Source organism: Streptomyces silvisoli (assembly GCF_029269905.1).
Lineage (GTDB): Bacteria > Actinomycetota > Actinomycetes > Streptomycetales > Streptomycetaceae > Streptantibioticus_A > Streptantibioticus_A silvisoli_A.
Genome location: NZ_JARJBC010000006.1, coordinates 1 through 21,042 on the forward strand (window position 1 = coordinate 1; position 21,042 = coordinate 21,042).

At 69.1% G+C, this 21,042-nt stretch carries 17 protein-coding genes and 1 pseudogene; 3 read left to right on the forward strand and 15 right to left on the reverse strand.

The window, feature by feature from the left end:
• Positions 1-442: 442 nt before the first annotated feature.
• Positions 443-1,300 carry a class I SAM-dependent methyltransferase gene (locus P3G67_RS11710; protein WP_276093400.1) on the reverse strand — a complete coding sequence of 286 codons (858 nt, stop codon included), beginning with the start codon at positions 1,298-1,300 and terminating at the stop codon, positions 443-445.
• Between the two features lie 19 nt (positions 1,301-1,319).
• A pseudogene (locus P3G67_RS11715) lies at positions 1,320-1,535 on the reverse strand (VOC family protein); the annotation flags it as partial.
• A 746-nt stretch (positions 1,536-2,281) separates the two neighbouring features.
• Between P3G67_RS11715 and P3G67_RS11720 the strand changes: the two are divergent.
• Complete coding sequence (locus P3G67_RS11720) at positions 2,282-3,472, forward strand: Vps62-related protein (RefSeq protein ID WP_276093401.1); 1,191 nt, start codon at positions 2,282-2,284, stop codon at positions 3,470-3,472.
• A gap of 256 nt (positions 3,473-3,728) precedes the next feature.
• On the opposite strand, the gene P3G67_RS11725 is transcribed toward P3G67_RS11720, so the two are convergent.
• The 13 genes from P3G67_RS11725 to iolC all read right to left on the reverse strand — a co-directional run bounded on the left by P3G67_RS11725 (position 3,729) and on the right by iolC (position 18,566).
• The gene (locus P3G67_RS11725) at positions 3,729-4,097 is read right to left on the reverse strand and encodes a hypothetical protein (RefSeq protein ID WP_276093402.1); all 369 of its coding nucleotides are present in this window, start codon (positions 4,095-4,097) and stop codon (positions 3,729-3,731) included.
• Positions 4,098-4,271: 174 nt separating this feature from the next.
• Positions 4,272-6,671 carry a phosphotransferase gene (locus P3G67_RS11730; RefSeq protein ID WP_276093403.1) on the reverse strand — a complete coding sequence of 800 codons (2,400 nt, stop codon included), beginning with the start codon at positions 6,669-6,671 and terminating at the stop codon, positions 4,272-4,274.
• Positions 6,668-7,969 (reverse strand): MFS transporter, encoded by a 1,302-nt coding sequence (locus P3G67_RS11735; protein ID WP_276093404.1) that lies wholly within the window; start codon positions 7,967-7,969, stop codon positions 6,668-6,670. Before P3G67_RS11735 ends, P3G67_RS11730 begins: the two co-directional genes overlap by 4 nt.
• 377 nt (positions 7,970-8,346) lie before the next feature.
• Positions 8,347-8,895, reverse strand: coding sequence for a hypothetical protein (locus P3G67_RS11740; RefSeq protein ID WP_269858811.1), 549 nt, complete (start codon positions 8,893-8,895; stop codon positions 8,347-8,349).
• Complete coding sequence (locus tag P3G67_RS11745) at positions 8,892-10,043, reverse strand: ROK family glucokinase (protein ID WP_269858812.1); 1,152 nt, start codon at positions 10,041-10,043, stop codon at positions 8,892-8,894. Before P3G67_RS11745 ends, P3G67_RS11740 begins: the two co-directional genes overlap by 4 nt.
• 44 nt (positions 10,044-10,087) lie before the next feature.
• Positions 10,088-10,900: an ATP-binding cassette domain-containing protein gene (locus P3G67_RS11750; protein WP_276093405.1), complete on the reverse strand. Its 813-nt coding sequence runs from the start codon at positions 10,898-10,900 to the stop codon at positions 10,088-10,090.
• Positions 10,897-11,928 carry an ABC transporter permease gene (locus tag P3G67_RS11755; protein ID WP_276093406.1) on the reverse strand — a complete coding sequence of 344 codons (1,032 nt, stop codon included), beginning with the start codon at positions 11,926-11,928 and terminating at the stop codon, positions 10,897-10,899. Before P3G67_RS11755 ends, P3G67_RS11750 begins: the two co-directional genes overlap by 4 nt.
• On the reverse strand, positions 11,925-12,893 hold the full coding sequence (locus tag P3G67_RS11760; RefSeq protein WP_276093628.1) for a sugar ABC transporter substrate-binding protein: 969 nt from the start codon (positions 12,891-12,893) through the stop codon (positions 11,925-11,927). Before P3G67_RS11760 ends, P3G67_RS11755 begins: the two co-directional genes overlap by 4 nt.
• Before the next feature lie 110 nt (positions 12,894-13,003).
• Positions 13,004-13,759, reverse strand: a complete 756-nt coding sequence (locus P3G67_RS11765) for a GntR family transcriptional regulator (protein WP_276093407.1) — start codon at positions 13,757-13,759, stop codon at positions 13,004-13,006.
• 118 nt (positions 13,760-13,877) lie between these two features.
• Positions 13,878-15,746 (reverse strand): 3D-(3,5/4)-trihydroxycyclohexane-1,2-dione acylhydrolase (decyclizing), encoded by a 1,869-nt coding sequence (gene iolD / locus P3G67_RS11770; RefSeq protein ID WP_276093408.1) that lies wholly within the window; start codon positions 15,744-15,746, stop codon positions 13,878-13,880.
• Positions 15,743-16,648 (reverse strand): 5-deoxy-glucuronate isomerase, encoded by a 906-nt coding sequence (gene iolB / locus P3G67_RS11775; RefSeq protein ID WP_276093409.1) that lies wholly within the window; start codon positions 16,646-16,648, stop codon positions 15,743-15,745. The genes iolD and iolB overlap by 4 nt, the downstream gene beginning before the upstream one ends.
• A gap of 30 nt (positions 16,649-16,678) precedes the next feature.
• Entirely contained in the window at positions 16,679-17,557 is an 879-nt protein-coding gene (locus tag P3G67_RS11780; protein WP_269858818.1) for a Cgl0159 family (beta/alpha)8-fold protein, read from the reverse strand.
• Between the two features lie 52 nt (positions 17,558-17,609).
• Positions 17,610-18,566 carry a 5-dehydro-2-deoxygluconokinase gene (gene iolC, locus P3G67_RS11785; RefSeq protein WP_276093410.1) on the reverse strand — a complete coding sequence of 319 codons (957 nt, stop codon included), beginning with the start codon at positions 18,564-18,566 and terminating at the stop codon, positions 17,610-17,612.
• A gap of 388 nt (positions 18,567-18,954) precedes the next feature.
• Here iolC and P3G67_RS11790 point away from each other — a divergent pair, with 388 nt between their 5' ends.
• The gene (locus tag P3G67_RS11790) at positions 18,955-19,965 is read left to right on the forward strand and encodes a substrate-binding domain-containing protein (RefSeq protein ID WP_276093411.1); all 1,011 of its coding nucleotides are present in this window, start codon (positions 18,955-18,957) and stop codon (positions 19,963-19,965) included.
• Positions 19,965-21,041 (forward strand): ABC transporter permease, encoded by a 1,077-nt coding sequence (locus P3G67_RS11795; protein ID WP_276093412.1) that lies wholly within the window; start codon positions 19,965-19,967, stop codon positions 21,039-21,041. Before P3G67_RS11790 ends, P3G67_RS11795 begins: the two co-directional genes overlap by 1 nt.
• Position 21,042: the final 1 nt, after the last annotated feature.

Here is a 21,042-nt window from a genome sequence, read left to right on the forward strand (position 1 = left end):
CGATATCCGCCGCTGGGTCAAAAACTGGAACGAGGACCCCAAGCCGTTCATCTGGACGAAGACCGCCGAGGAGATCCTCGACTCCCTCGCCCGCTTCTGCCGACGGATCTCTGGCGCAGGACACTAGCTGAGAATCGGCGGATGGCCCTGGAACCGACTCCTGCTGGCGAGTCCGAGGTCCTCGCCGCTGCCCTACGCGCGCACGGACAAGCTGCGCGACGAGGCCCTCCGCGGGCGCCCCGCGCTGTGGATCCGCTGGCACGGAGCGCCGCGTGCCGAACTCCCGGCAGGCGTCGCCCGCCTGCATCTGCCGACGCGATCCAGCCGCTCTCCGCTGCCCTCTTCCGGGTAGGGGTTCCGGCTCGGCTGACCGACAGTCTCCCTGCGCGGGCAGTCGTAACCCGACCTTCGCTTTCGGATCAGGTGGCGTGGCCGAATAACGTCAGGTGGTGGCGACCAGCAAGTCCTCTCCGCTTGACGGGCGAAGGCCGTCGGTCCGATCGGCGAAATAGCGGTCGGCCAGCGCAGTTCCCGACACGTGCTGGGCATCCTTGAAGCCGGCGTCACGGGCCAGTGCCAGCATCTCTCGCGGGGTGTAGAAGCTGATGAAAGGCGTTCCGGATGCTTGCGCCTGTGGCTTGGTCGCCTCTAGTGCGACGCGATCGGCGTCCTCGATGAGTTCGGTCGGCAGCATGAACGTCATGGCGAGCGTCGAGCCGGGGGCAAGATCGGCGAGTCGCCGCAGGGTCGCCGCGGTGGCTTCTTTGGTGAGGTACATGGTGACGCCAGTGGATACGACGACCGCCGGCCGGCCGGGATCGAAGCTGGCGTCGGACAACTGCTCCCACCAGTCCCCGCCCGCCTCGAAGTCGACCGGCACCAGTCGCAGCCAGTCGGGGATCCCGTAGCCGAGTTCGATCAGGCGCTGGCGCTTCCAGGCCTGGGTGCCCGGCTGGTCGATCTCGAAGACCCGTAGGCGGGCGGCGATCTCCGGTCTGCGCTGGGCAAAGGTGTCGAGTCCGGCCCCCAAGATGACGTACTGGGGGACACCGTGGTCGACTTGTTCGGCGACCAGGTCCTCGATGAAACGAGCGCGGGACACAATGGCCGCCCGAAACCCGCTGGTGGCGCGCGGGTCCATGTCCGGGCGGCGGCGCCATCCATCGTCAGAGACCGCCAACTGCAGGCCGACCTCGTCCTCGAACACGTGGGGCGGCGCGTCGACCTGCACATGCATCGCCCGCCAGAGGGCGACCCGCACCGCGGTGCTGTCCGGCACCTCGTTCTGCTCGTGTGCCACGATGTCCCTCTCCTTACGGTCAGTTCTTCGCGGGGGCCTGGAGGCTACACAGACGTCCGTCGGGGCACGGACGGTCATCTCCCTCGTCCCGTAATGGGTGTCCTCGAACGGCGTGACCACCTCGACGGCAGGATCGGGACGGAACGCATCCTCATCGACCGCCTTCAGCCACGATCTGCATCTGGGGCTCCCGGTCCTCGGGGACCTCGGCAATGAACATATAGGGACCGTCGCCCTGACAGGGCAGCATGTCCGCCGCTACATCCTCTGGCGAAACCGCCACGCCGACGATCAGCGGCTACGAGCGTGATCGACAGGGCGGACGTTGCCCGATGCGGCACTAGGACGCAATCCCCCCGGAAGATCACACCAGCACTGCGGCCCCGGCCTGGAACAGGCCAGGGTCCGCACCCCTGCCCGCGGATAACACTGTTTCCCCCGCCAGACCTGCCCAGGCAGTCACCGAACGTGTGTGCGCTGGCGCCCCACTGCCCGTTCCAGACTGCCGAGTCGCGGCCGGTAAAACTTCGGTCGGCAGGAAACTACCGGTCGTCAAACCTCAGTTGCAAACGGTCAAGGTTCAGTGGCACACCGGACAGTCGCCAGAGGGGCCACCTGGAGGAGCGGTGTCTGGTTTGAATCTGTGCCTTATCGACAACGGGGCATAACTGTGATTCCTCTTGCTTGTCATGCAGGGAGTTAGTCGACCGAAGGGGCCAGATGTCCTGGTACGAAACGTTCGGAGAACTCGACCTTTGCTACACAATTGATCACGACTACCGGAATGGTTTCTTCTGGTCGTCTTACCAGGTCCCGAATTGGGGCGGGAAGCCGCCGAAGCCGCGGCCGAACGGTGAGGTCAGTGTCTGGCTGTCCTCAGCAGCAGGTGATCCCAATTTTCGGCCGCTGGGGTCCTACGCACGCCATTACAGGTCGGCTCAAGACGCGGGTGACGACGTCGACTTCAGGCGCTTCGGGCGGGTGGCGCAGCTGATGATTGCTCCGGTCTCCGGGCATTCGGGGGTGGTGGCCTCTCCGGTGGACTACCGGCGGTTGTGGCACGACAGCAATACCGGAGCGCACCTCTACGGGTCGGTGTGGCGGCCGATCCCCCCGCAGGGGTACGTAGCTCTGGGGGACGTGTGGATGTCGGGCTGGGACGTCAAACCGCCGCTGAACGCGATCTGGTGCGTGAAGCAGACCGCCGTCGGGGGACACACCTACGTGCGCCGGGCGGAGCTGAGGGAGCGGGTCTGGAGCGACCAGGGGACCGGCGGCAATGCCGGGGATGTGGCCGTGTGGCGGGTCGATGTCCCCCCGATCTCGGAGGACCCCTCCGAGCGGCTGCTCCTCGCCCCCAACACGGTCACCACCGTCACGCACTACAGCACTCCGGCACCGACGGACACGACCTGGATCCTGGACGTGCCGGCCGGGGTCGAGAAGCGGCCGGAGCCGCAGGCACCGCCCCTGACCTCCTACCAGGAGCCGTCCAACCCGCAGCCGGTCACCGACCGGATCGTGCGCGTTCCGTTCACGGGCGTCAACGACGAGGGACGCGACCTGCAATGGAAGGTCCTCAACAGCCCGTTCTACCGGCTGCACCGCCGCGTCGGCTACAACCGGGCGATCTTCACGAACAACCAGCACGGCACTCAGGACGCGCGCGCCTCGGAACAGGTGGTCACCGGCGTCGTCCAGAGTGAGAGCGAGGCGTGGACGACACTGACCCGCATCGTCGTCTCCGCCTCGGCCGGCATCGCGTTCAAGGGTCTCTCGGTGGGCGCGGACGTCAACATCACCCGTGAGACCGGCTACGAGAAGCGCACCTCGCTCACCGAGTTCACCGAGAGTACGAGGACGCAGGAGATGGTCACCCCGCCGCGGGCTTCGGGGGTCCTGTGGGTCAAGTCCCACGAACTCCAGTTGTACCGGGCCGACGGCAGCGCGGTGGCCGAGGGCCTGTCATTCCAGTTCCCGTCCTACGCCATCGCCAACTACCCACCCAACGCCGTCGGCCAGCACATCGAGCCCGCCGCACCGGCCGAGCCGGAGTTCCAGCAGGCACCCGACCTCGACGGGGAGAAAGGCGGTGGCATCCCCGGCTTCGACGCCGAGGAGGTGACGAAGAAGCTGGAGCTGGCCAAGCAGGAGATGTCCAAAAAGCCTTAGCGATTCCAGTGCCCGCGCCGACCGCCGCTGCCCAACGCGGGCAAGGACCGACGCGGGCCATCATCGCGTCCGTCGCCACCGCGATGGTCCTGCCAGCATGCGTGCCCCCGCCCTGTTCCACTGGGAAGGGGGGCTCGGAACGCACACGCCGCCTCTTACAGCGCGCTTGTTCGGGGCGGGCCACCCCGGTGCGTCCGGTGGGAAGGCATGCGGCGTCGGATGACGCCGCCCTCCCGGGGTGGCCCGCCTGCGTGCCCTACTTCTCTTCGGTGACGCAGGTGGTGTGGTTGAGGATTCCGACGGTCTCCGTCCCGCAGTTGTTGCTGAATCCGGAGGTGTTGCGGGAGTCGATGTTGGAGAGCAGACCGCCGCTCGGGCCGGTCACCTGACGGTCCTTGTCGTGGCGGTTGTGGGAGTCGTACCGGACCACGCAGGTTCGGTCGTTGAGGAGGCCGACCCTGTTGGCGCCGCACAGGTTGGAGTGCGTCGAGGAGTTCTTACCACTGATGTTGGACAGCAGACCGCCCGCCCCCAGGTCGATCGTGTCGGCACTCGCGGCCCCGATGCATGCAGGGGAGGCCAGGACCGCCACGAGAACGCCGGACAGAACTGCGAATCGCTTCATTGAACCCACTGGTTCGCCTTTTCCTATTCGATGGGATACGGCACGGTGAGAAGCGCGGCCCGCGTCGTGCGGTACTACCGTCAGCTCTCATCCAGTTGGCCTAACGGAACAGCACGACCAGAGTTACGACCCGAAGAAATACAAAGCAGCAAAATTGCCGTCCAGGGCCGGGAGTCAGCTCCCGTCGGCAGCTTCTGTCAGATCGATCAGGGCCCAGAGGTTCCGCCACCACTGCTCGAGAAAGCCGTAGTGGCGAACGGTGTGCGCCACGAAGTAGAGCCCGAAGCGATTGACGGCCAGGTCCCTGAGGGCGAGGCGGTACCCGGATTCCCACTGGGCCCTGTCGATGGCGGTTTGGGCATGGGCTTCGAGCGACCTGCGGTGGACTTCCGAAAGCTCCTCGACCACCGCGGCATTGATGTCGGCGGGTTCCAGGGCGGTGCAGAGCAGTTCCGCCAGATCGTGCTGGGGAATGTGCAGGGTGGCGAGCTCCCAGTCGTACGCACACAGTCTGCCGTCCGTCCGGATGGCGAGGTTGCGGGGGTTGAAGTCGTTGTGTACGAGGGTCCTCGGCATTTCCTCGATCTGCGGCCACCAGCGGTCGATGGTTCCGATGCAGGACACCAGCCGATCGTGGTGGCGTCCGTGGACGAACTCGGGGAACTCTTGCGCCGAGTGGTCGGCCAGGGCCAGCCACAGCTCCCGCATCTCCACCATGTCCGCGGCGTTCGGAACGTGCCCGATCCACGGCATCCCGCGGAGCACGGATTCCTTGCCGTACCAGATGGAGTGGAGTTGCCCGAGGTCGCGTAGGGCGATGCCGAGATGCCGACGTGACCATCCGCGTGCGTGATCCGACGTGTCCATCAGCTCCATGTCGCCGAGGCACTCCATCACGATGACATACGCCTCCCTCCGGTCATCGCGATGGGTTCGGTACAGCTTCGGCACCAGGCTGGTGAAGCGGGTGTCGGTCTGCTCGTACAAAGCCAATTCCCGTACATCGCATCCCACGAAGCCGAGGCGTTGGTCGAACCTGCGGTAGTGGGTTGCCACCGGACCGCCGCACAGGGCGGCTGCCAGCCCGGCCATCTTGATGACTTCCCGGTCGGTGGGCTTGACCTTGACCATGACGTCAAGCTTCTGTTCCACGTCGTCGTGTTCGACCCTCAGTTGCATCGGAAAGAGTCCGACGGCTTTCTTCACGGTTCGCGATGTCAGCTCCGACAGGACGCTGGGCCCCATGGGGATGTGGGTGGTCTCGACGCTCGTGACCTTGACGCCGGGCATTTCGGAGTGGCCCAGCGCCGATTCGAAGAACTGGGCGTCGAGCTCCTCGGGTTGGAGCCAGCGGACCGGCCTGTTGCGCCCGAGGCGTTCATGGGCGCTGGCGAACTGCCCGGAAACGGCTGCCGATACCGTCGAGAGGTCCAGCGCAAGGGCGAAGCCGGCAATGATTTCCGCCAGGCGGGCCGCGCTTCCCCGGCCCGTACACCCCATCGATTCCAGGAGTTCGTGTTGCGTGGGGAGGTGGGTGCCGCCCCCGACCGTGCCGACCGCCAGGCCGGGGAGGGTGATGCTCGCATAGACGCCGTCCGGCGTCCGTTCGAGGATGAACTGCCCCACGCTCGACTCGTGCACGCAGGCGATGTCCTGGCCCGTCGCGGTGAAGATTGCCGCCACGATGTTGGCGGTGTTCGCGTTCGAGCCCAGCACTCCGCTGTGAACAGCCCCGGCCGCGATGTGCTGGTAGCCCCTGACCAGCTCGTCAGGGGTTGTCTTCAGGACCCGCTCGACAACGCCTCCTGGCAGGAGGCAGTCAGCGGACACCCTGATCCCGCGGCCTTCCGCCATGGCCTGGGACGACGCCTTCTTGTCGCCCGAGGTGTTTCCCTCGATGATGAAGGATTCGAGCTCGCCTCCCGCGATCAGGTGAGGCTGTTCCAGGATCCACTGGCAAGCGTGCCAGGTGCAGGCGGTGGTCATGTTCTGCCCTGCCGCGTCCCCGGTGGTGTACCTGAACCTCAGGTGAACGGTCCTGCCCAGCACCACGGGTTCGATCGAGATGAGTTCGGCATGGTCGGAGACGCGCCGGATGGCCGCGCGCAGGTCGCCGAGGTGCTGGAGAACCGCTGAGGCGAAACGGCCGGCGGCCGACAGCCGGGAAAAGGCGAAGACAGGTGCACGTGTCATCGCCTGTGAGACGGCACGGGTGCTGACGCCACCGGCCATGGTGACGGCCAGGGCTCCCCGCGTCGCCGACGAGACGAGGGCGCCCTCCGTAGTCGCCATAGGGACATAGATCTCACCCTGGACGTTCTCCCCGCAAAACCGCAAGGGCCCCGCCACGCCAACCGGGACCTCGACGGCACCGACGAACCCCTCGATGTTTCCGGTCAGTTTGCTGGCGTCGAGCTGTGTGTGCTGCAAGGAGCCCAGCCCCAGCCGGGTAACGGAACGAAGCCAGTCAAGCCGCTGAAGGCGCGCCGACTCCGTGTAGATACCCCTGACGGGAACGTACCGTCCGACGGGGCGGGATTGACGGGACTGGCCCGGAATTCCCCCAGGGCTCATGCAGCATCACTTTCCTTTTGCGGGCACGCGCTTGCCCGATGGGCTTCTTCGGGGACGGCGAAGCCCTGGGGCACGCCGGGGAGCGAGGCAGATCGCAGTACGAGGAGCGGGATGGCCAAGGCGAGGGTGCCGATGGCCAGGCCGTTCCACAGCCCGAGCCAGGTCCCGGCAGCGCCGGCGAGGAGGGCGGCCACCGGCTGGGAGCCGTAGACGACCCAACGGCTCGTGGCGAGCATGCGGCCCTGAAGTGCGGGGTCGCAGACGGCCTGACGGATGGTGCGTTGGGTGGAGCCCTGAACGACGGCACACCCCAGTTGGACGAACATCCCCACACCGACGGCCACCTGCCAGGCGCGCCCGGGCGTGGCGAGCAGGAGCGGCACCTCGGTGAACGGGGCCAGGGCCAGAGCGGTGAGCATGACGCGCACCGGTCCGTACCGCGCGACCACCCGGCGGACGACGAGCGCGCCGCAGAACCCGCCGAGCGCGGCCACGCTCAGCGTCGCGCCCAATGCCGCACTGGAGTAGTGGAGTTGGCGCAGCAGGTAGACGGACCACAGCGTGCTGAGGAAGGCCATGACGGCGACGTACGCGGTGGCGGCGAGCACCAACGACCGAATCGTGGAATGAGACCACACATAGCGCATTCCCTCGGCGATCTCGGCCCGGAAGGTCGTGTTCCTCGTGGATCGCGCCATGGCCGGTTCGGGGGTGCGGATACGGGTGAGGAGGAGGGCACAGGCCAGGTAGGAAGCGACGTCCAGGCAGATGGCATGGGCGGCGCCGAGGACGGTGACCAAGGCGCCGCCGAGCTGAGCGCCGGCACTGTCGGCCAGGGAATTGATGCCGCCGAGCTTGGAGTTGGCCTCCAGCAGCCGCGAACGGGGCAGCAGCGAAGGAAGGAAACTGATCCGAGCGGTGGAGCCGAACACCTCCGCAACCGCGCTCACCAGCGCCACCCCGTACAGCAGCCCCATGGACAGCCGCCCCGTGACGTCGGCAAGCGGGACGAGGAGGAACACCGCACCGCCGGCCACCGCCGCGCCCACCATCACGGGATGCTTGCGGTGCCGGTCCGCGAGCGCCCCGGCGGGGAGCGACACCAGCAGGGGCGGGAGTTTCTGGGCGAACGACAACAGCGCGACCTGCCAGACGGACGCGTGCAGCGCCACCACCGCGACCAGCGGAAGTGCCACCTGCGTGACACCACTGCCCACGAGGTCAACGGCGTTCGCGCTCCAGTAATGGAGAAAGCCCCGATGCCGCCACAGGCTGCCGTCCGCCATGGCGTCACTCACCACGCCCTGCCCTCCTACTGTCGTACTTCTACGACAACGATCTGCACGGGAAAGGGTTCGGGGGATTCCGTCACCCTGCCCTGACAGGTGGGGAGTTGGACGAAGCTGGGACCTCGCCCCCAGCCTGCGGCTGTGCGAGGGTGTGATCAAATCCAGGTTCCGCCCACGTGCGGGACGGAACCTGGCCAGGCGCTGTCGTGACGCGCAGGCAACTCACCGAGGGTCAGTGGACGTTGATCGGGTCGTACCTACCGGTGGCTCGACCTGCATCCCGGGGGCGCATCAGCGGTTCGCCCGAAGCCCCGCGATCACCGGTATTCCCACTCCGCGGTCACTGTCGCAAGGATTCCGGCAGCCACCCCCGCGCCCGCTGCGCCTCAGTGAAAGGTCGTCGTGGAAACCAGGTAAACGGATGGTTTATCCGGGTTGTCGAGGTTGACGGTGATCTGGTGCTGCGGCTTCTCACCGTGACCGGGCAGGGTGGTGCCCGCCCAGTCGTGCCCCGGCGAGAACTTCCAGCCGACCCGCTTGGACTGGTCGGCCGTGACGGTCACCGCGCCGTTCCTCAGGTCCTCGCGGCCCGCGCCCAACTGCGCCAGGAACGTGTCCAGTCCACCCGCGGTGGTGGTGAACTGCACGTAGAGCGAGCTGGTCTGCCACGAGTTGGACTCGAAGTAGGCGACCTTGGTGGCGTTGTACGGAATCGGCACCTGGTAGATGCTGCGCTGCGTCCGGGCGGGCCAGTCGTCCACCAGCCCGGCCATCTCCGCCTTCAGCGACTTGGCGCCGTCGCTGTCCCGGCTCTGCACGGCGGCGACCGCTCCGTAGCCGGACGGGATCAGGATCAGCAGGGCGACCACGATCCACTGCACCCAGCGGCGCCGCTTCTTCGGCGGGTACTCGGGGAGCATGGCGGGTGCGGTCATCGTTCGTCCTCCCGGCCGCGCGGCACCAGCCGTGTGCTGAGCCCGGCGCGCTCGTACCGTTCCACCCGCCGCCGGTTGGTTCGGCGGAAGCGGCGGGCGACCAGCCGGGCGAGGTCCGCGGCGCCCACCATGCCCGCCTCCGGGCCGAGTTCGGCCTTGACGATGCGGGCCTCCGGCCGGTAGCCGCGACCGGTCAGGGTGCGCCGGAAGGCGTCCCTGGCCGGGCCGATCAGCAGGTCGTCGGCGGCGCTCACGCCGCCGCCGATGACGAAGCAGGACGGGTCGAGCGCGGCGGCCAGGTTGGCGATGCCGACGCCCAGCCACTGTCCGATGTCCTGGAACAGCTCGACGCACATCGCGTCGCCCTCGCGGGCCAGCTCGGTGATCAGCGGTCCGGTGATCTCGGCGATGTTGCCGCCGACCCGGTCGATGATCCCGTACGCCACCGGTGACTCGGCGGCGGCCAGTTCGCGGGCCTCGCGGACCAGGGCGTTGCCCGAGCTGTACTGCTCCCAGCAGCCGCGGTTGCCGCACGGGCAGCGGTGCCCGCCGGGCACCACCTGCATATGGCCGAACTCGCCCGCGACCCCGTACCGGCCGCGCTTGACCTGGCCGTCCTCCAGGATCGCGCCGCCGATGCCGGTGCCCAGCGTGATCATCACCAGGTCGTCCGCGCCCCGCCCGGCACCGAACCGCCACTCGGCCCAGGCCGCGGTGTTGGCGTCGTTGTCCACCATGACCGGCACCAGCAGCCGCTCGGCGAGCTTGTCCCGCAACGGTTCGTCACGCCACGACAGGTGCGGGGCGAACAGCACCCGGGAGCGGTCGGCGTCCACCCAGCCCGCGGCGCCGATGCCCACGGCGTGCACGTCGTGCCGCTCGGACAGGTCCAGTACCAGCTCGACGATGGTGTCCTCGACCACCTTGGGGCTCTTGGACTTGTCCGGGGTCTCGGTACGCACCTTCTCCAGGATGTTGCCGTCGGCGTCCACGACGCCCGCCATCACCTTGGTGCCGCCGATGTCGATGCCCACCGTGGGCACCCGGGGCGCGGTGAGATGGGAGCGGCGTTCGCGGCGGCCGACGGTCTGCAGGACGGTGGCTCGCGCCGCGCCCGTACGGTGGACGCGTTCGCGGTAGGCGCTCAAGGGGCTTCTCCGGGTCGGGGGCTCTACTGGCCGATTCTGCCTCATCACGCGTTCCGGGGGCCAAGCCCGTCCGCCGCGACGCCCGGTCTGCTCAGCTCATGGCTGAGCTGTTCCAGCTCGCTGCCGCCCGCCATCTGGCGGGTCAGCTCGTCCAGGGTGATCTGCGACCTGGTGTGGCTGCCCGCCATCGCACCGCGCTTGAGCAGTACGAAGCGGTCGCCGACCAGGTACGCGTGGTGCGGGTTGTGCGTGATGAGGACCACACCGAGTCCCGCGTCACGTGCCGCGGCCACATATTTGAGCACCACGCCGGACTGCTTGACGCCCAGCGCGGCAGTCGGCTCGTCCAGCACCAGGACCTTCGCGCCGAAGTGCACCGCGCGGGCGATCGCCACGCACTGCCGCTCGCCGCCCGACAGCGTGCCGATGGGCTGGTCGACGTCGCGCAGGTCGATGCCCATCCGCAGCAGTTCGGCGCGGGTGGTCTCGCGCATCGTGCGCACGTCGAGGCGCTTGAAGGGACCGCGGCCCCTGCGCGGCTCGGAGCCGAGGAAGAAGTTCCGCCACACCGGCATCAACGGGACGACCGCGAGGTCCTGGTAGACGGTGGCGATGCCACGGTCCAGGGCCTCCCGCGGCGAGTCGTGCCGGACCTCCTCTCCCTCGATCCGGTAGCTGCCGCCGTCGTGCTGGTGCAGTCCGGCGACGATCTTGATGAGGGTGGACTTGCCGGCGCCGTTGTCGCCCAGCACGCAGGTGATCTCGCCCGCGCGCACTTCGAGCGAGACGCCTTCGAGCGCCTTGATGTTCCCGTAGAACTTGCTGACGTCGGCCAGCTCCACCAGTGGTGCCGTCATGTCGCGGCCTCCGCGCGCTTGCGTACCCAGTGGTTGAGCAGGGTGGCGAGCAGCAGCATCGCCCCGAGGAAGAACTTGAACCAGTCGGGGTTCCACTGCGCGTACACGATGCCCTTGCTGGTCATGCCGAAGATGAACGCGCCGACCGCCGCGCCGATCGCGGAGCCGTAGCCACCGGTCATCAGGCAGCCGCCGATGACGGCCGCGATGATGTAGAGCAGCTCGTTGCCGACGCCCTCACCGGACTGCACCACGTCGAACGAGAGCAGCAGGTGCTGTCCGGAGATCCAGGCGCACAGCGCCACGGCCATGTAGAGGCCGATCTTGGTGCGCGCCACCGGAACGCCGACCGCGCGGGCCGCGTCCGCGCTGCCGCCCACCGCGAACACCCAGTTGCCCGCCCTGGTACGCAGCAGCACCCAGGTGGCCACCGCCACCAGGCCCAGCCACCACAAGATGGTGACCTGGAGGTCGACGGAGCCGATGGTCAGGTGCGAGGCGAAGACCGCGCGGGCCGAGTCGAAGCCCTGCATGTCGGAGATGCTCTTGGTGGCGACCGTACCGCTGATGAGTTTGGTGCAGCCCAGGTTGAGTCCGGTGAGCATCAGGAACGTGCCGAGCGTGATGATGAAGCTCGGCAGCCTGGTACGGGTCAGCACGAAGCCGTTGAAGAATCCGACGGCCAGCGTGACCAGCAGCGAGACGCCCACGCCCACCCAGACGTTGGCGGTCATCTGGTAGCTGAACATCGAGGAGCACAGCGCGGAGGTGGTGACCATCACCCCGGCCGACAGGTCGAACTCGCCGCCGATCATCAGCAGCGCCACCGGAACCGCCATGATCCCGATGGTCGACGAGGCGTACAGCACGGTGCCGAGGCTGGACGGCTGGAGGAAGGCGTCGGCGACGAGGGAGAAGAAGAGGAACACCGCGGTGGCGCCGACCACCGAACCCAGTTCGGGGCGGCCCAGCAGGCGGCGCGGCAGTGAGCGCCCCGTCAGGCGCTCGTCGAGGGTGGCTTCGGTCATCGGGTCCCCCGCTGGGTGTACTGGCGCAGCGCCTCCGCGTCGTCCTTGGTGACGATCTGCGGACCGGTGAGCACCGGCTTGCCGCCACCGAGGGCGTCCCGGTTGTACCGGTACAGCCACATCAGGTCCACCGCCTCGTACCCCTGGAGGTACGGCTGCTGGTCCACGGCGAAGCCGAGACTGCCGTCGGACAGGCCCTGGGCGACCTGGGTGTTGAGGTCGAAGGTGTCGATCTCCGCGCCGCTGCCCGCCTGCTGCTTGGCCTTGACCGCGGTCGCGGCGAACGGCGCGCCCAGGGTGACCACGGCGTCGATCGACTTGTCGGACTGGAGCTTGGCCTGGAGCGCGGACTGGACGTCGGGCATGTTGGTGCCGTTGACGTAGAGGTTGTCCACGGTGCCGTGGAAGGACTGCTTCACTCCGGCGCAGCGCTGCTCGTGGCCGATGTTGCCCTGCTCGTGCAGTACGCACAGGGCGTGCTTCCTGCCGCGCTTGTTGAGCTCGTCGCCGACCGCCTGCCCGGCGATGGTCTCGTCCTGGCCGATGTGGGTGAGGGCGCCGAACGCCTTGGACTCCTCGGCCCCGGAGTTGATGGTGATCACCGGTATTCCGGCCCGCTCCGCCTTGTCGACCACGTCCTTCATCGCGTCCGGCTTGGCGAGGGTGACGATCAGCCCGTCGACGTGCTGGTCGATGGCGGCCTGGACCAGCTGCGCCTGCTGGTCGCTCTGGTCGCTGGCGGAGTACAGGAAGTTGATGTTGTCCTTGACGGCGGCCTGCTTGGCGCCGTTCTGGACGATGTCCCAGAAGGTGTCGCCTGCTCCCGAGTGGGTGACCATGGCCACCGTCCACCGCGGGGTGGTGACCACCTTGCCGTTCGCCGCGGCCTGCTTGGCCCGTTCCTCCGCGCGCAGGCCCCCGGTGCTGCTGCACCCCGCCACGGTCGCGGCCACCACGGCCGCCATGATCGCGCCGAGCGCGCGCAGCCGCCTTTCTACCCTCGCCACTGGTTCCTTTGCCTTCCTCGGGGACCCGCCAGCCGTCCATTGTCCCTGACGGCGGCGGGAACCCGAGATCAGGGGCGGACCAGCAGCTGGAACTCGAACGCGTAGCGGGAGGCGCGGTAGATGTGGGTGCCGTACTCGACCGCGCGGCCGGTGTCGTCGTACGTGGTGCGCTGCATGGTCAGCAGGGCGGCGCCCTCCGGCTCGGTGAGCTGCTCGCCCTCCTGCGCGGAGGCGTTGCGGGCGCCGACCGCCTGGCGGGCGCTGTGCAGGGTGATGCCCGCGGCCCGCATCAGCCGGTACAGGCCGGTCTGCTCAAGGCGTTCGCTGTCCAGGTCCAGCAGTTCGGCGGGCAGGTAGTTGCACAGGTACGCCATCGGCTCGCCGTGGGTGAGCCGGAGCCGCTCGATCGCCTGGACCTCGTCGCCCTCGGCGATGCCGAGGGCGGCGGCGACCTCCGCGGAGGCGGGCTCGGTCTCGTTGCGCAGCACCCGGGTGGCCGGGCTCTGTCCGGCGGCCTGGAGGTCGTCGTAGAGGCTGCTCAGTTCCAGCGGGCGCTTGACCTGGCTGTGCACCACCTGGGTGCCGATGCCGCGGCGGCGGACCAGCAGGCCCTTGTCGACCAGGGACTGGATGGCCTGGCGGACGGTCGGCCGGGACAGGCCGAGCCGTCCGGCCAGTTCGATCTCGTTGCCCAGCAGACTGCCCGGGGCGAGCCGGCCGTGCTCGATGGCGCTCTCCAACTGCTGGGCGAGTTGGTAGTAGAGCGGCACGGGGCTCGACCGGTCCACCGCGAAGTCGAGGCTTGCAGGCTCAGGCTTGGGCACGGGCCGAGAATATCCGCCGGTAAGCCTGACAGGAAAGTCAGACATCACATTGTCCTGACATGCGACCGCCGGGTGGGGCCTCCGATCAGGGAATCGGAGGCCCGGCCCTCACCGGGGCTCACAGGTGGTGGCGCCGGGACGCCCGCTGCCGCTCGTACTCCTCGCGCGCCTTGACGGCGGCGGGCCGGGTCGCGGTCTCGGCCACCGGTACGTCCCACCACGCCTCGGCGCCGGGGGCGGTGGGCGTGGTGTCCGTTTCGACGTACACGCAGGTCGGCCGGGCCGAGGCGCGGGCGCCCGCCAGCGCGGCGCGCAGTTCGCGGACGGTCGCCGCGCGGATCACGTCCATGCCGAGGCTGGCGGCGTTGGCGGCCAGGTCGACGGGCAGCGGATCGCCGTCGTAGGAGCCGTCCGCGGACCTGAACCGGTAGGCGGTGCCGAAGCGTTCGGCGCCGATCTGCTCGGACAGCCCGCCGATGGAGGCGTAGCCGTGGTTCTGGATCAGCACGATGTTGACGTTGACGCCTTCCTGGACGGCGGTGACGATCTCGGTGGGCATCATCAGGTACGTGCCGTCGCCGACCAGCGACCACACCGGCCGGTCCGGCGCCGCCAGCCGTACTCCGATGGCGGCCGGGATCTCGTAGCCCATGCAGGAGTAGCCGTACTCCAGGTGGTACTGGCGAGGGGAGCGGGCGCGCCACAGCTTGTGCAGGTCGCCCGGGAGCGAACCGGCCGCGTTGATGATCACGTCGTCGTCGCCGACCACCGAGTCCAGCACGCCCAGCACCTGGGTCTGGGTGGGCCGGGAGTCCTCGTCGTCGGCCGCGTAGGCGGCGTCCACGACCAGTTCCCAACGGGCCTTGCCGGTACGGTATTCGGCCTCGTACGCCGCGTCGACGCGGTGGCCGCCGAGGGCCTCGGTGAGCGCCTGGAGTCCGGCCCGGGCGTCGGCGACAAGTGTGGTGCCGCTCAGCTTGTGGGCGTCGAAGGCCGCGACGTTGAGGTTGACGAAGCGCACCGCGTCCGCGGCGAACAGGGTGCGGGAGGCGGTGGTGAAGTCGGTGTACCGGGTGCCCACGCCGATCACCAGGTCGGCGCTTCGGGCCAGTTCGTCGGCGACCGCGGTGCCGGTGTGGCCGATGCCGCCCACGTCGGCCGGGTGGTCGTGGCGCAGCGAGCCCTTGCCGGCCTGGGTGGACGCCACAGGGATGCCGGTGGCGTCCACCAGCGCCCGCAACGCCTCCTCCGCCTCGCTGTGGTGGACGCCGCCGCCCGCCACGATCAACGGCCGCCGGGCGCCGCGGATTTCGGTGACCGCCGCCGCCAACTCCACCGGATCGGGGGCCGCTCGGCGCACCCGCCACACCCGGTCGGCGAGGAACTCCTCGGGCCAGTCGAACGCCTCGGCCTGTACGTCCTGCGGCAGCGCCAGGGTGACCGCGCCGGTCTCGGCCGGGTCGGTGAGCACCCGCATCGCCTCAAGCGCCGCCGGGACCAGCGCCTCCGGGCGGGTCACCCGGTCGAAGTAGCGGGACACCGGCCGCAGCGTGTCGTTGACCGAGACGTCCCCCGCGTACGGCACCTCGAGTTGCTGGAGCACCGGGTCGACGGCGCGGGTGGCGAAGACGTCGCCGGGCAGCAGCAGTACCGGGATGCGGTTGACGGTGGCCAGTGCCGCGCCGGTGACCAGGTTGGTGGCGCCCGGGCCGATGGAGGTGGTGACCGCCTGGGTGGACAGCCGGTTGGACTGCCGGGCGTAGCCGACCGCCGCGTGCACCATGGCCTGCTCGTTGCGGCCCTGGAGGTACGGCATGGCCGAGCGGCCGGACTCCAGCAGCGCCTGGCCGAGTCCTGCCACGTTGCCGTGCCCGAAGATGCCCCAACAGGCGTTGATGAGACGGGACTTGCGGCCGTCGCGCTCGGTGTACTGGTGGGCCAGGAACTCCACCAGGGCCTGGGCGACGGTGAGCCGTCGTGTGGTCATCGCTCTTGCGCTCCTTCGGAAGCGGCGGTGTAGAGGGGTAGCCGGGAGTCGACGGGCCGGCCTTCCCAACTGCCGCGGATCCAGGCGTGGTCGGGGTGGTCGCAGATCAGCCACTCCCGCTCGGCGCCGGGTCCGGCCATCACGTTGAGGTAGTACATGTGGTGGCCGGGTGCGGCGATCGAGGGCCCGTGCCAGCCGTCGGGGATCAGTACCGTGTCGCCGTCGCGGACCTCGGCGAGCACATCGGGGCCGCGGCCGTGTCCGGAGGGGGTCACCCGCTGGTAGCCGACTCCTTCCGTGCCGTGTGCGGCGGCGATCTCGAAGTAGTAGATCTCCTCCAGTCGCGACTCCTCACCCGGTCGGCACTCGTCGTGCTTGTGCGGCGGGTACGAGGACCAGTTGCCGCCGGGGGTGAGCACCTCGACGGCGATGAGCCTGTCGCACTCGAAGACACCGGCCGCGGCGAAGTTGTTGACCTGGCGGGAGCAGTTGCCGGTGCCGCGCAGTTCCACCGGCACGTCCGAGGCGGGGCCGTAGCGGGCTGGGAGCCTGCGCTCGCAGCGGGCGCCGGTGAGGGCGAAGCGGCCGCCCGCGCCGCTGGCGATCCGGGCGTGCGCGTCGCGCGGCAGATAGGCGAAGTCGGTGACGGAGCCGAAGACGCTGCCCCTGCCGTGCAGTTCGAAGTCGCGCCCCTCGGTCACCACGGTGCAGCCGCCGCTGAGCGGCAGCACGATCCACTCGCTGTCACCGGTGACCAGCGAGTGCGAACCGCCCGGCGGCAGTTCGAGCACCCGTAGCGAGGAGTAGCCCCAACCGGCCCGCTTGGGGTCGATGTCCACCGTGTACGGGCCGTCGGCGGCGGATCCGGCGGGGAGGTGGAATTCCTGGGAGTACGAGGTCATGGTCTCAAGTCTCCTGACCGCTGGGCGGATTCACAGCAGGCCGACGGCGGTGTCGACGGCGGACTCCACACTGCCCCGCGCCGGGTAGAGCAGTGAGCGGCCTACGACCAGGCCCTGCACGGTGGGCAGCCGCAGGGCCTTGCGCCACTTCTCGTACAACCCTTCCTGGTCCCCGCCCACCTCGCCACCGAGCAGTACGGCGGGCAGCGTCGAGGTCTCCATGACGGCGGCCATGTCGTCCACGTTCTCGGTGACCGGCACCTTCAGCCAGGTGTAGGCGGAGGTCCCGGCGAGGCCCGAGGCGATGGCGATGGATCTGGTGACGGCCGCCGCGCTCAGGTCGTTGGCGACCCTGCCGCCCACCCGGCGGGAGATGAACGGCTCCACGAAGACCGGCAGCCGCCGCTCCGCCATCTCGTCGATGGCCCGGGCGGTGGAGTGCAGGGTGCTCAGCGACCCGGCGTCGGCGTAGTCGATGCGCAGCAGCAGCTTGCCCGCGTCGAAGCCCAACCGGGCGATGTCCTGGGCGCGGTGGCCGGTGAACCGGTCGTCCAGTTCGAACGAGGCGCCGGCCAGGCCGCCGCGGTTCATCGAGCCCATGACGACCTTGCCGTCGAGCGCGCCGAGCAGCAGCAGGTCCTCCAGGATGTCGGCGGTGCCGAGCACCCCGTCCACTCCTGGCCTGGCGAGCGCGGTGCACAACCGCTCCAGCAGGTCGACCCGGTTGGCCATGGCCAGCTCGCGCTCACCGATGGCGAGCGCGCCGCGCGCCGGATGGTCGGCGGCGACGATCATCAGCCGGCCGCCGGGCCCGATCAGAGGCCGTCGGACTCGGCGCGCGGCGGCCTCGGCGATGGCCTCGGGATGCTGGGCCCGCACCTTGACGAGGTCGCTGATGCTGATGCTCAAGGGGTGCTCTCCTTCACCGGGATCTCACCGGAGTTCACGGGGCGGCGGTAGGTCAGCCATGCGCGAGGAGGTCCTCGACCTCGGACTCGGTGGGCATGGCGGAGGAGCAGGCGAGCCGGGCGGCGACCAGTGCTCCGGCGGCGTTGGCGTACCGCGTCACACGGTCCAACTCCCAACCGGCGAGCAGCCCGTGGCACAGCGCGCCGCCGAACGCGTCGCCCGCGCCAAGGCCGTTGACCACTTCCACCCGCACCGGTGGCACCTCGGCGGACCGGCCGTCGCGGTGCACGGCCAGCACGCCCTCGGGGCCCCGCTTGACCACCGCCAGTTCGACCCCGGCCGCCAGCAGGGCGCGGGCGCAGGCCCACGGCTCGCGCACGCCGGTGGCGATCTCGCACTCGTCGAGGTTGCCCACGGCGACGGTGGCGTGCGCCAGCGCCTCGGTGTAGTGCGGCCGGGCTGTTTCCGCGGCGTCCGGGCCGTCCCAGAACATCGGCCGCCAGTCGAGGTCGAAGACCGTGGTACCGCTCTTGCCGCGGGCGCGCAGCGCGGTGAGCGTGGCCGAGCGGCTGGGTTCGGCGCACAGCCCGGTGCCGGTCATCCAGAAGATCCGGGCCTCGCGCACGGCGTCCAGGTCGAGTTCGGCCGGGTGGATCTCCAGGTCGGGGGCCTTGGGCTGGCGGTAGAAGTACAGCGGGAAGTCGTCGGGCGGGAAGATCTCGCAGAAGGTGACCGGGGTCGGGTACCGCTCCACCGGGGTCACCCAGCGGTCGTCCACCCCGAACTCCTTCAGCGCCTGGTGGATGTACGTGCCGAACGGGTCCTGCCCGGTGCGGCTGATCACCGCGCTGCTGCGGCCGAGCCGGGCGGCGGCCACCGCCACGTTGGTCGCCGAGCCGCCCAGGAACTTGCCGAAGGTCTCGACCTGCGGCAGCGGCACGCCGACCTGCAGTGGATAGATGTCCACTCCGACCCGGCCCATCGTGATCAGGTCGTACGGCTCGGTCATGGGCATGGCTCCTTGGGGTCCGTCATGCGCCGGTCCGAACGCCCGGCCGAGACAGGTCTAACGGCTGCGCACGGACATTGTCAACGCTTTGTCCTTACATTCGAACGTCCTAACCCGCGGGGAGGTGTGGAGATCCGGGGCGACCCTCCGGGCCCCATGCGACGGGGGTTTCGGGGACTCACCCCCGGCCCCCGATCCCTCCGCGCGCTCCGCGCGGCCCATCACGGTGGCGTTATCGCGTCGTTACGTCGAGATGAACTGATGTCATAACAAACCCTTGACAGGGCTGTCGGCAAGAGGTTGGCTCCGCTGTGCAACAGGCCGCGTTGCCCCGATCCGCCTCCCCTCCCCGCAGCTCCCCATTCCCCGCAGCGAGGTATCAGGACCGATGGAAAGTTCCGCCAAACCCCGCAGAGCAGCCGCAGTCGCCGTGCTCACGGCGAGCAGCCTCCTCCTCGCCGGATGTGCCAGCGGCTCCGGCGGCAAGAAGGCCGCCGAAGCCGCCAACGGCATATCGGCGGGCCACGCCGACACCCCCCGGATGAAGGTCGCGATGATCACCCATCAGGCCCCGGGCGACACCTTTTGGGATCTGGTGCGCAAGGGCGCCCAGGCCGCCGCCGCCAAGGACAACGTCCAGCTCGTCTACTCCGCCGACCCCAGCGCCGCCAACCAGGCCAACCTGGTGCAGAACGCGATCGACCAGAAGGTGGACGGCATCGCGGTCACCCTGGCCAAGCCCGACGCGCTGAAGAACGTGGTCGCCAAGGCCGAGCAGAGCGGCATCCCGGTGGTCGGACTGAACGCGGGGATCGACGTCTGGAAGCAGCAGGGCCTGCTGGAGTACTTCGGGCAGGATGAGACCATCGCGGGCCAGGCGGTCGGCGACAAGCTCAACCAGCTCGGCGCCCACCACGCGGTGTGCGTCGTCCACGAGCAGGGCAACGTCTCGCTTGAGGACCGCTGCGCGGGAGTGAAGAAGGACTTCAAGGGCACCACCGACCTGCTGTACGTCAACGGCCAGGACATGCCGTCGGTGAAGGCGACCATCACCGCCAAGCTCCAGCAGGACCACTCGATCGACGAGGTCGTCACCCTCGGCGCGCCGTTCGCGCTCACCGCCACCCAGTCGGTGTCCGACGCGGGCAGCAAGGCCAAGGTGGCCACCTTCGACCTCAACAAGGACCTGGTCGGCGCCGTGCAGGACGGCAAGGTCCAGTTCGCCGTCGACCAGCAGCCGTACCTGCAGGGCTACCTGGCCGTCGACGGGCTGTGGCTGTACAAGAACAACGGCAACTTCAGCGGTGGCGGCGCCTCCCCGGTGCTGACCGGCCCGGCGTTCGTGGACAAGGGCAACGTCGCGGCCATCGCCAAGTTCGCGCAGAACGGGACCCGGTGATGACGATGACCGAGCAGGCCGCGTCGGCGGCCGACCCGCAGTCGGCCCCCGTTCCGCCCGGTACCGACGGCCGAACGGCCCAGCGCTCACCGGCCCGCAGGCTGCTGGCCCGGCCGGAGGTCGGCGTGGCGGTCGGCGCCATCGCCGTGTTCCTCTTCTTCTTCGCCGTCGCGCCCACCTTCCGGCAGGCCGACTCGCTGGCCACGGTGCTCTACCAGGCCTCGACCATCGGCATCATGGCGCTGCCCGTGGCGCTGCTGATGATCGGCGGCGAGTTCGACCTCTCGGCCGGGGTCGGGGTGGTCAGCTCGGCGCTGACCGCCAGCATGGTCAGCTACCAACTCACCCAGAACGTCTGGGTGGGCGTGGTCGTGGCGCTGGTGTTCTCGCTGGCGGTCGGCGCGTTCAACGGCTACCTGCTGGTGAAGACCGGACTGCCGAGCTTCCTCGTCACGTTGGGCACCTTCCTGATGCTCCAGGGCCTCAATCTGGCGGTCACCAAAATGATCACCGGCAACGTAGCGACCGACTCGATCAGCGACATGGACGGCTTCAACCAGGCCAAGGCGGTCTTCTCCTCCGACATCACCGTCGCGGGGGTGTCGGTCAAGATCACCGTGTTGTGGTGGCTGGTCTTCGCCGCCCTCGCCACCTGGGTGCTGCTGCGCACCAGGTACGGCAACTGGGTGTTCGCCGTCGGAGGCGACAAGGAGAGCGCGCGGGCGGTCGGCGTACCGGTGACGTTCACGAAGATCACGCTGTTCATGGCGGTGGGCTTCGGCGCCTGGTTCGTCGGCATGCACCAGTTGTTCGCCTTCGACACCGTGCAGTCCGGTGAGGGCGTCGGCAACGAACTGCTCTACATCGCCGCGGCGGTGATCGGCGGCTGTCTGCTCACCGGCGGCTACGGTTCGGCGATCGGCACGGTCATCGGCGCGTTCATGTTCGGCATGGTCACCCAGGGCATCGTCTACGCCGACTGGAACCCCGACTGGTTCAAGCTGTTCCTGGGGGTCATGCTCCTGGGCGCCACCCTCATCAACCTGTGGATCCGCCGTCAGGCAACCCGGAAGTGAT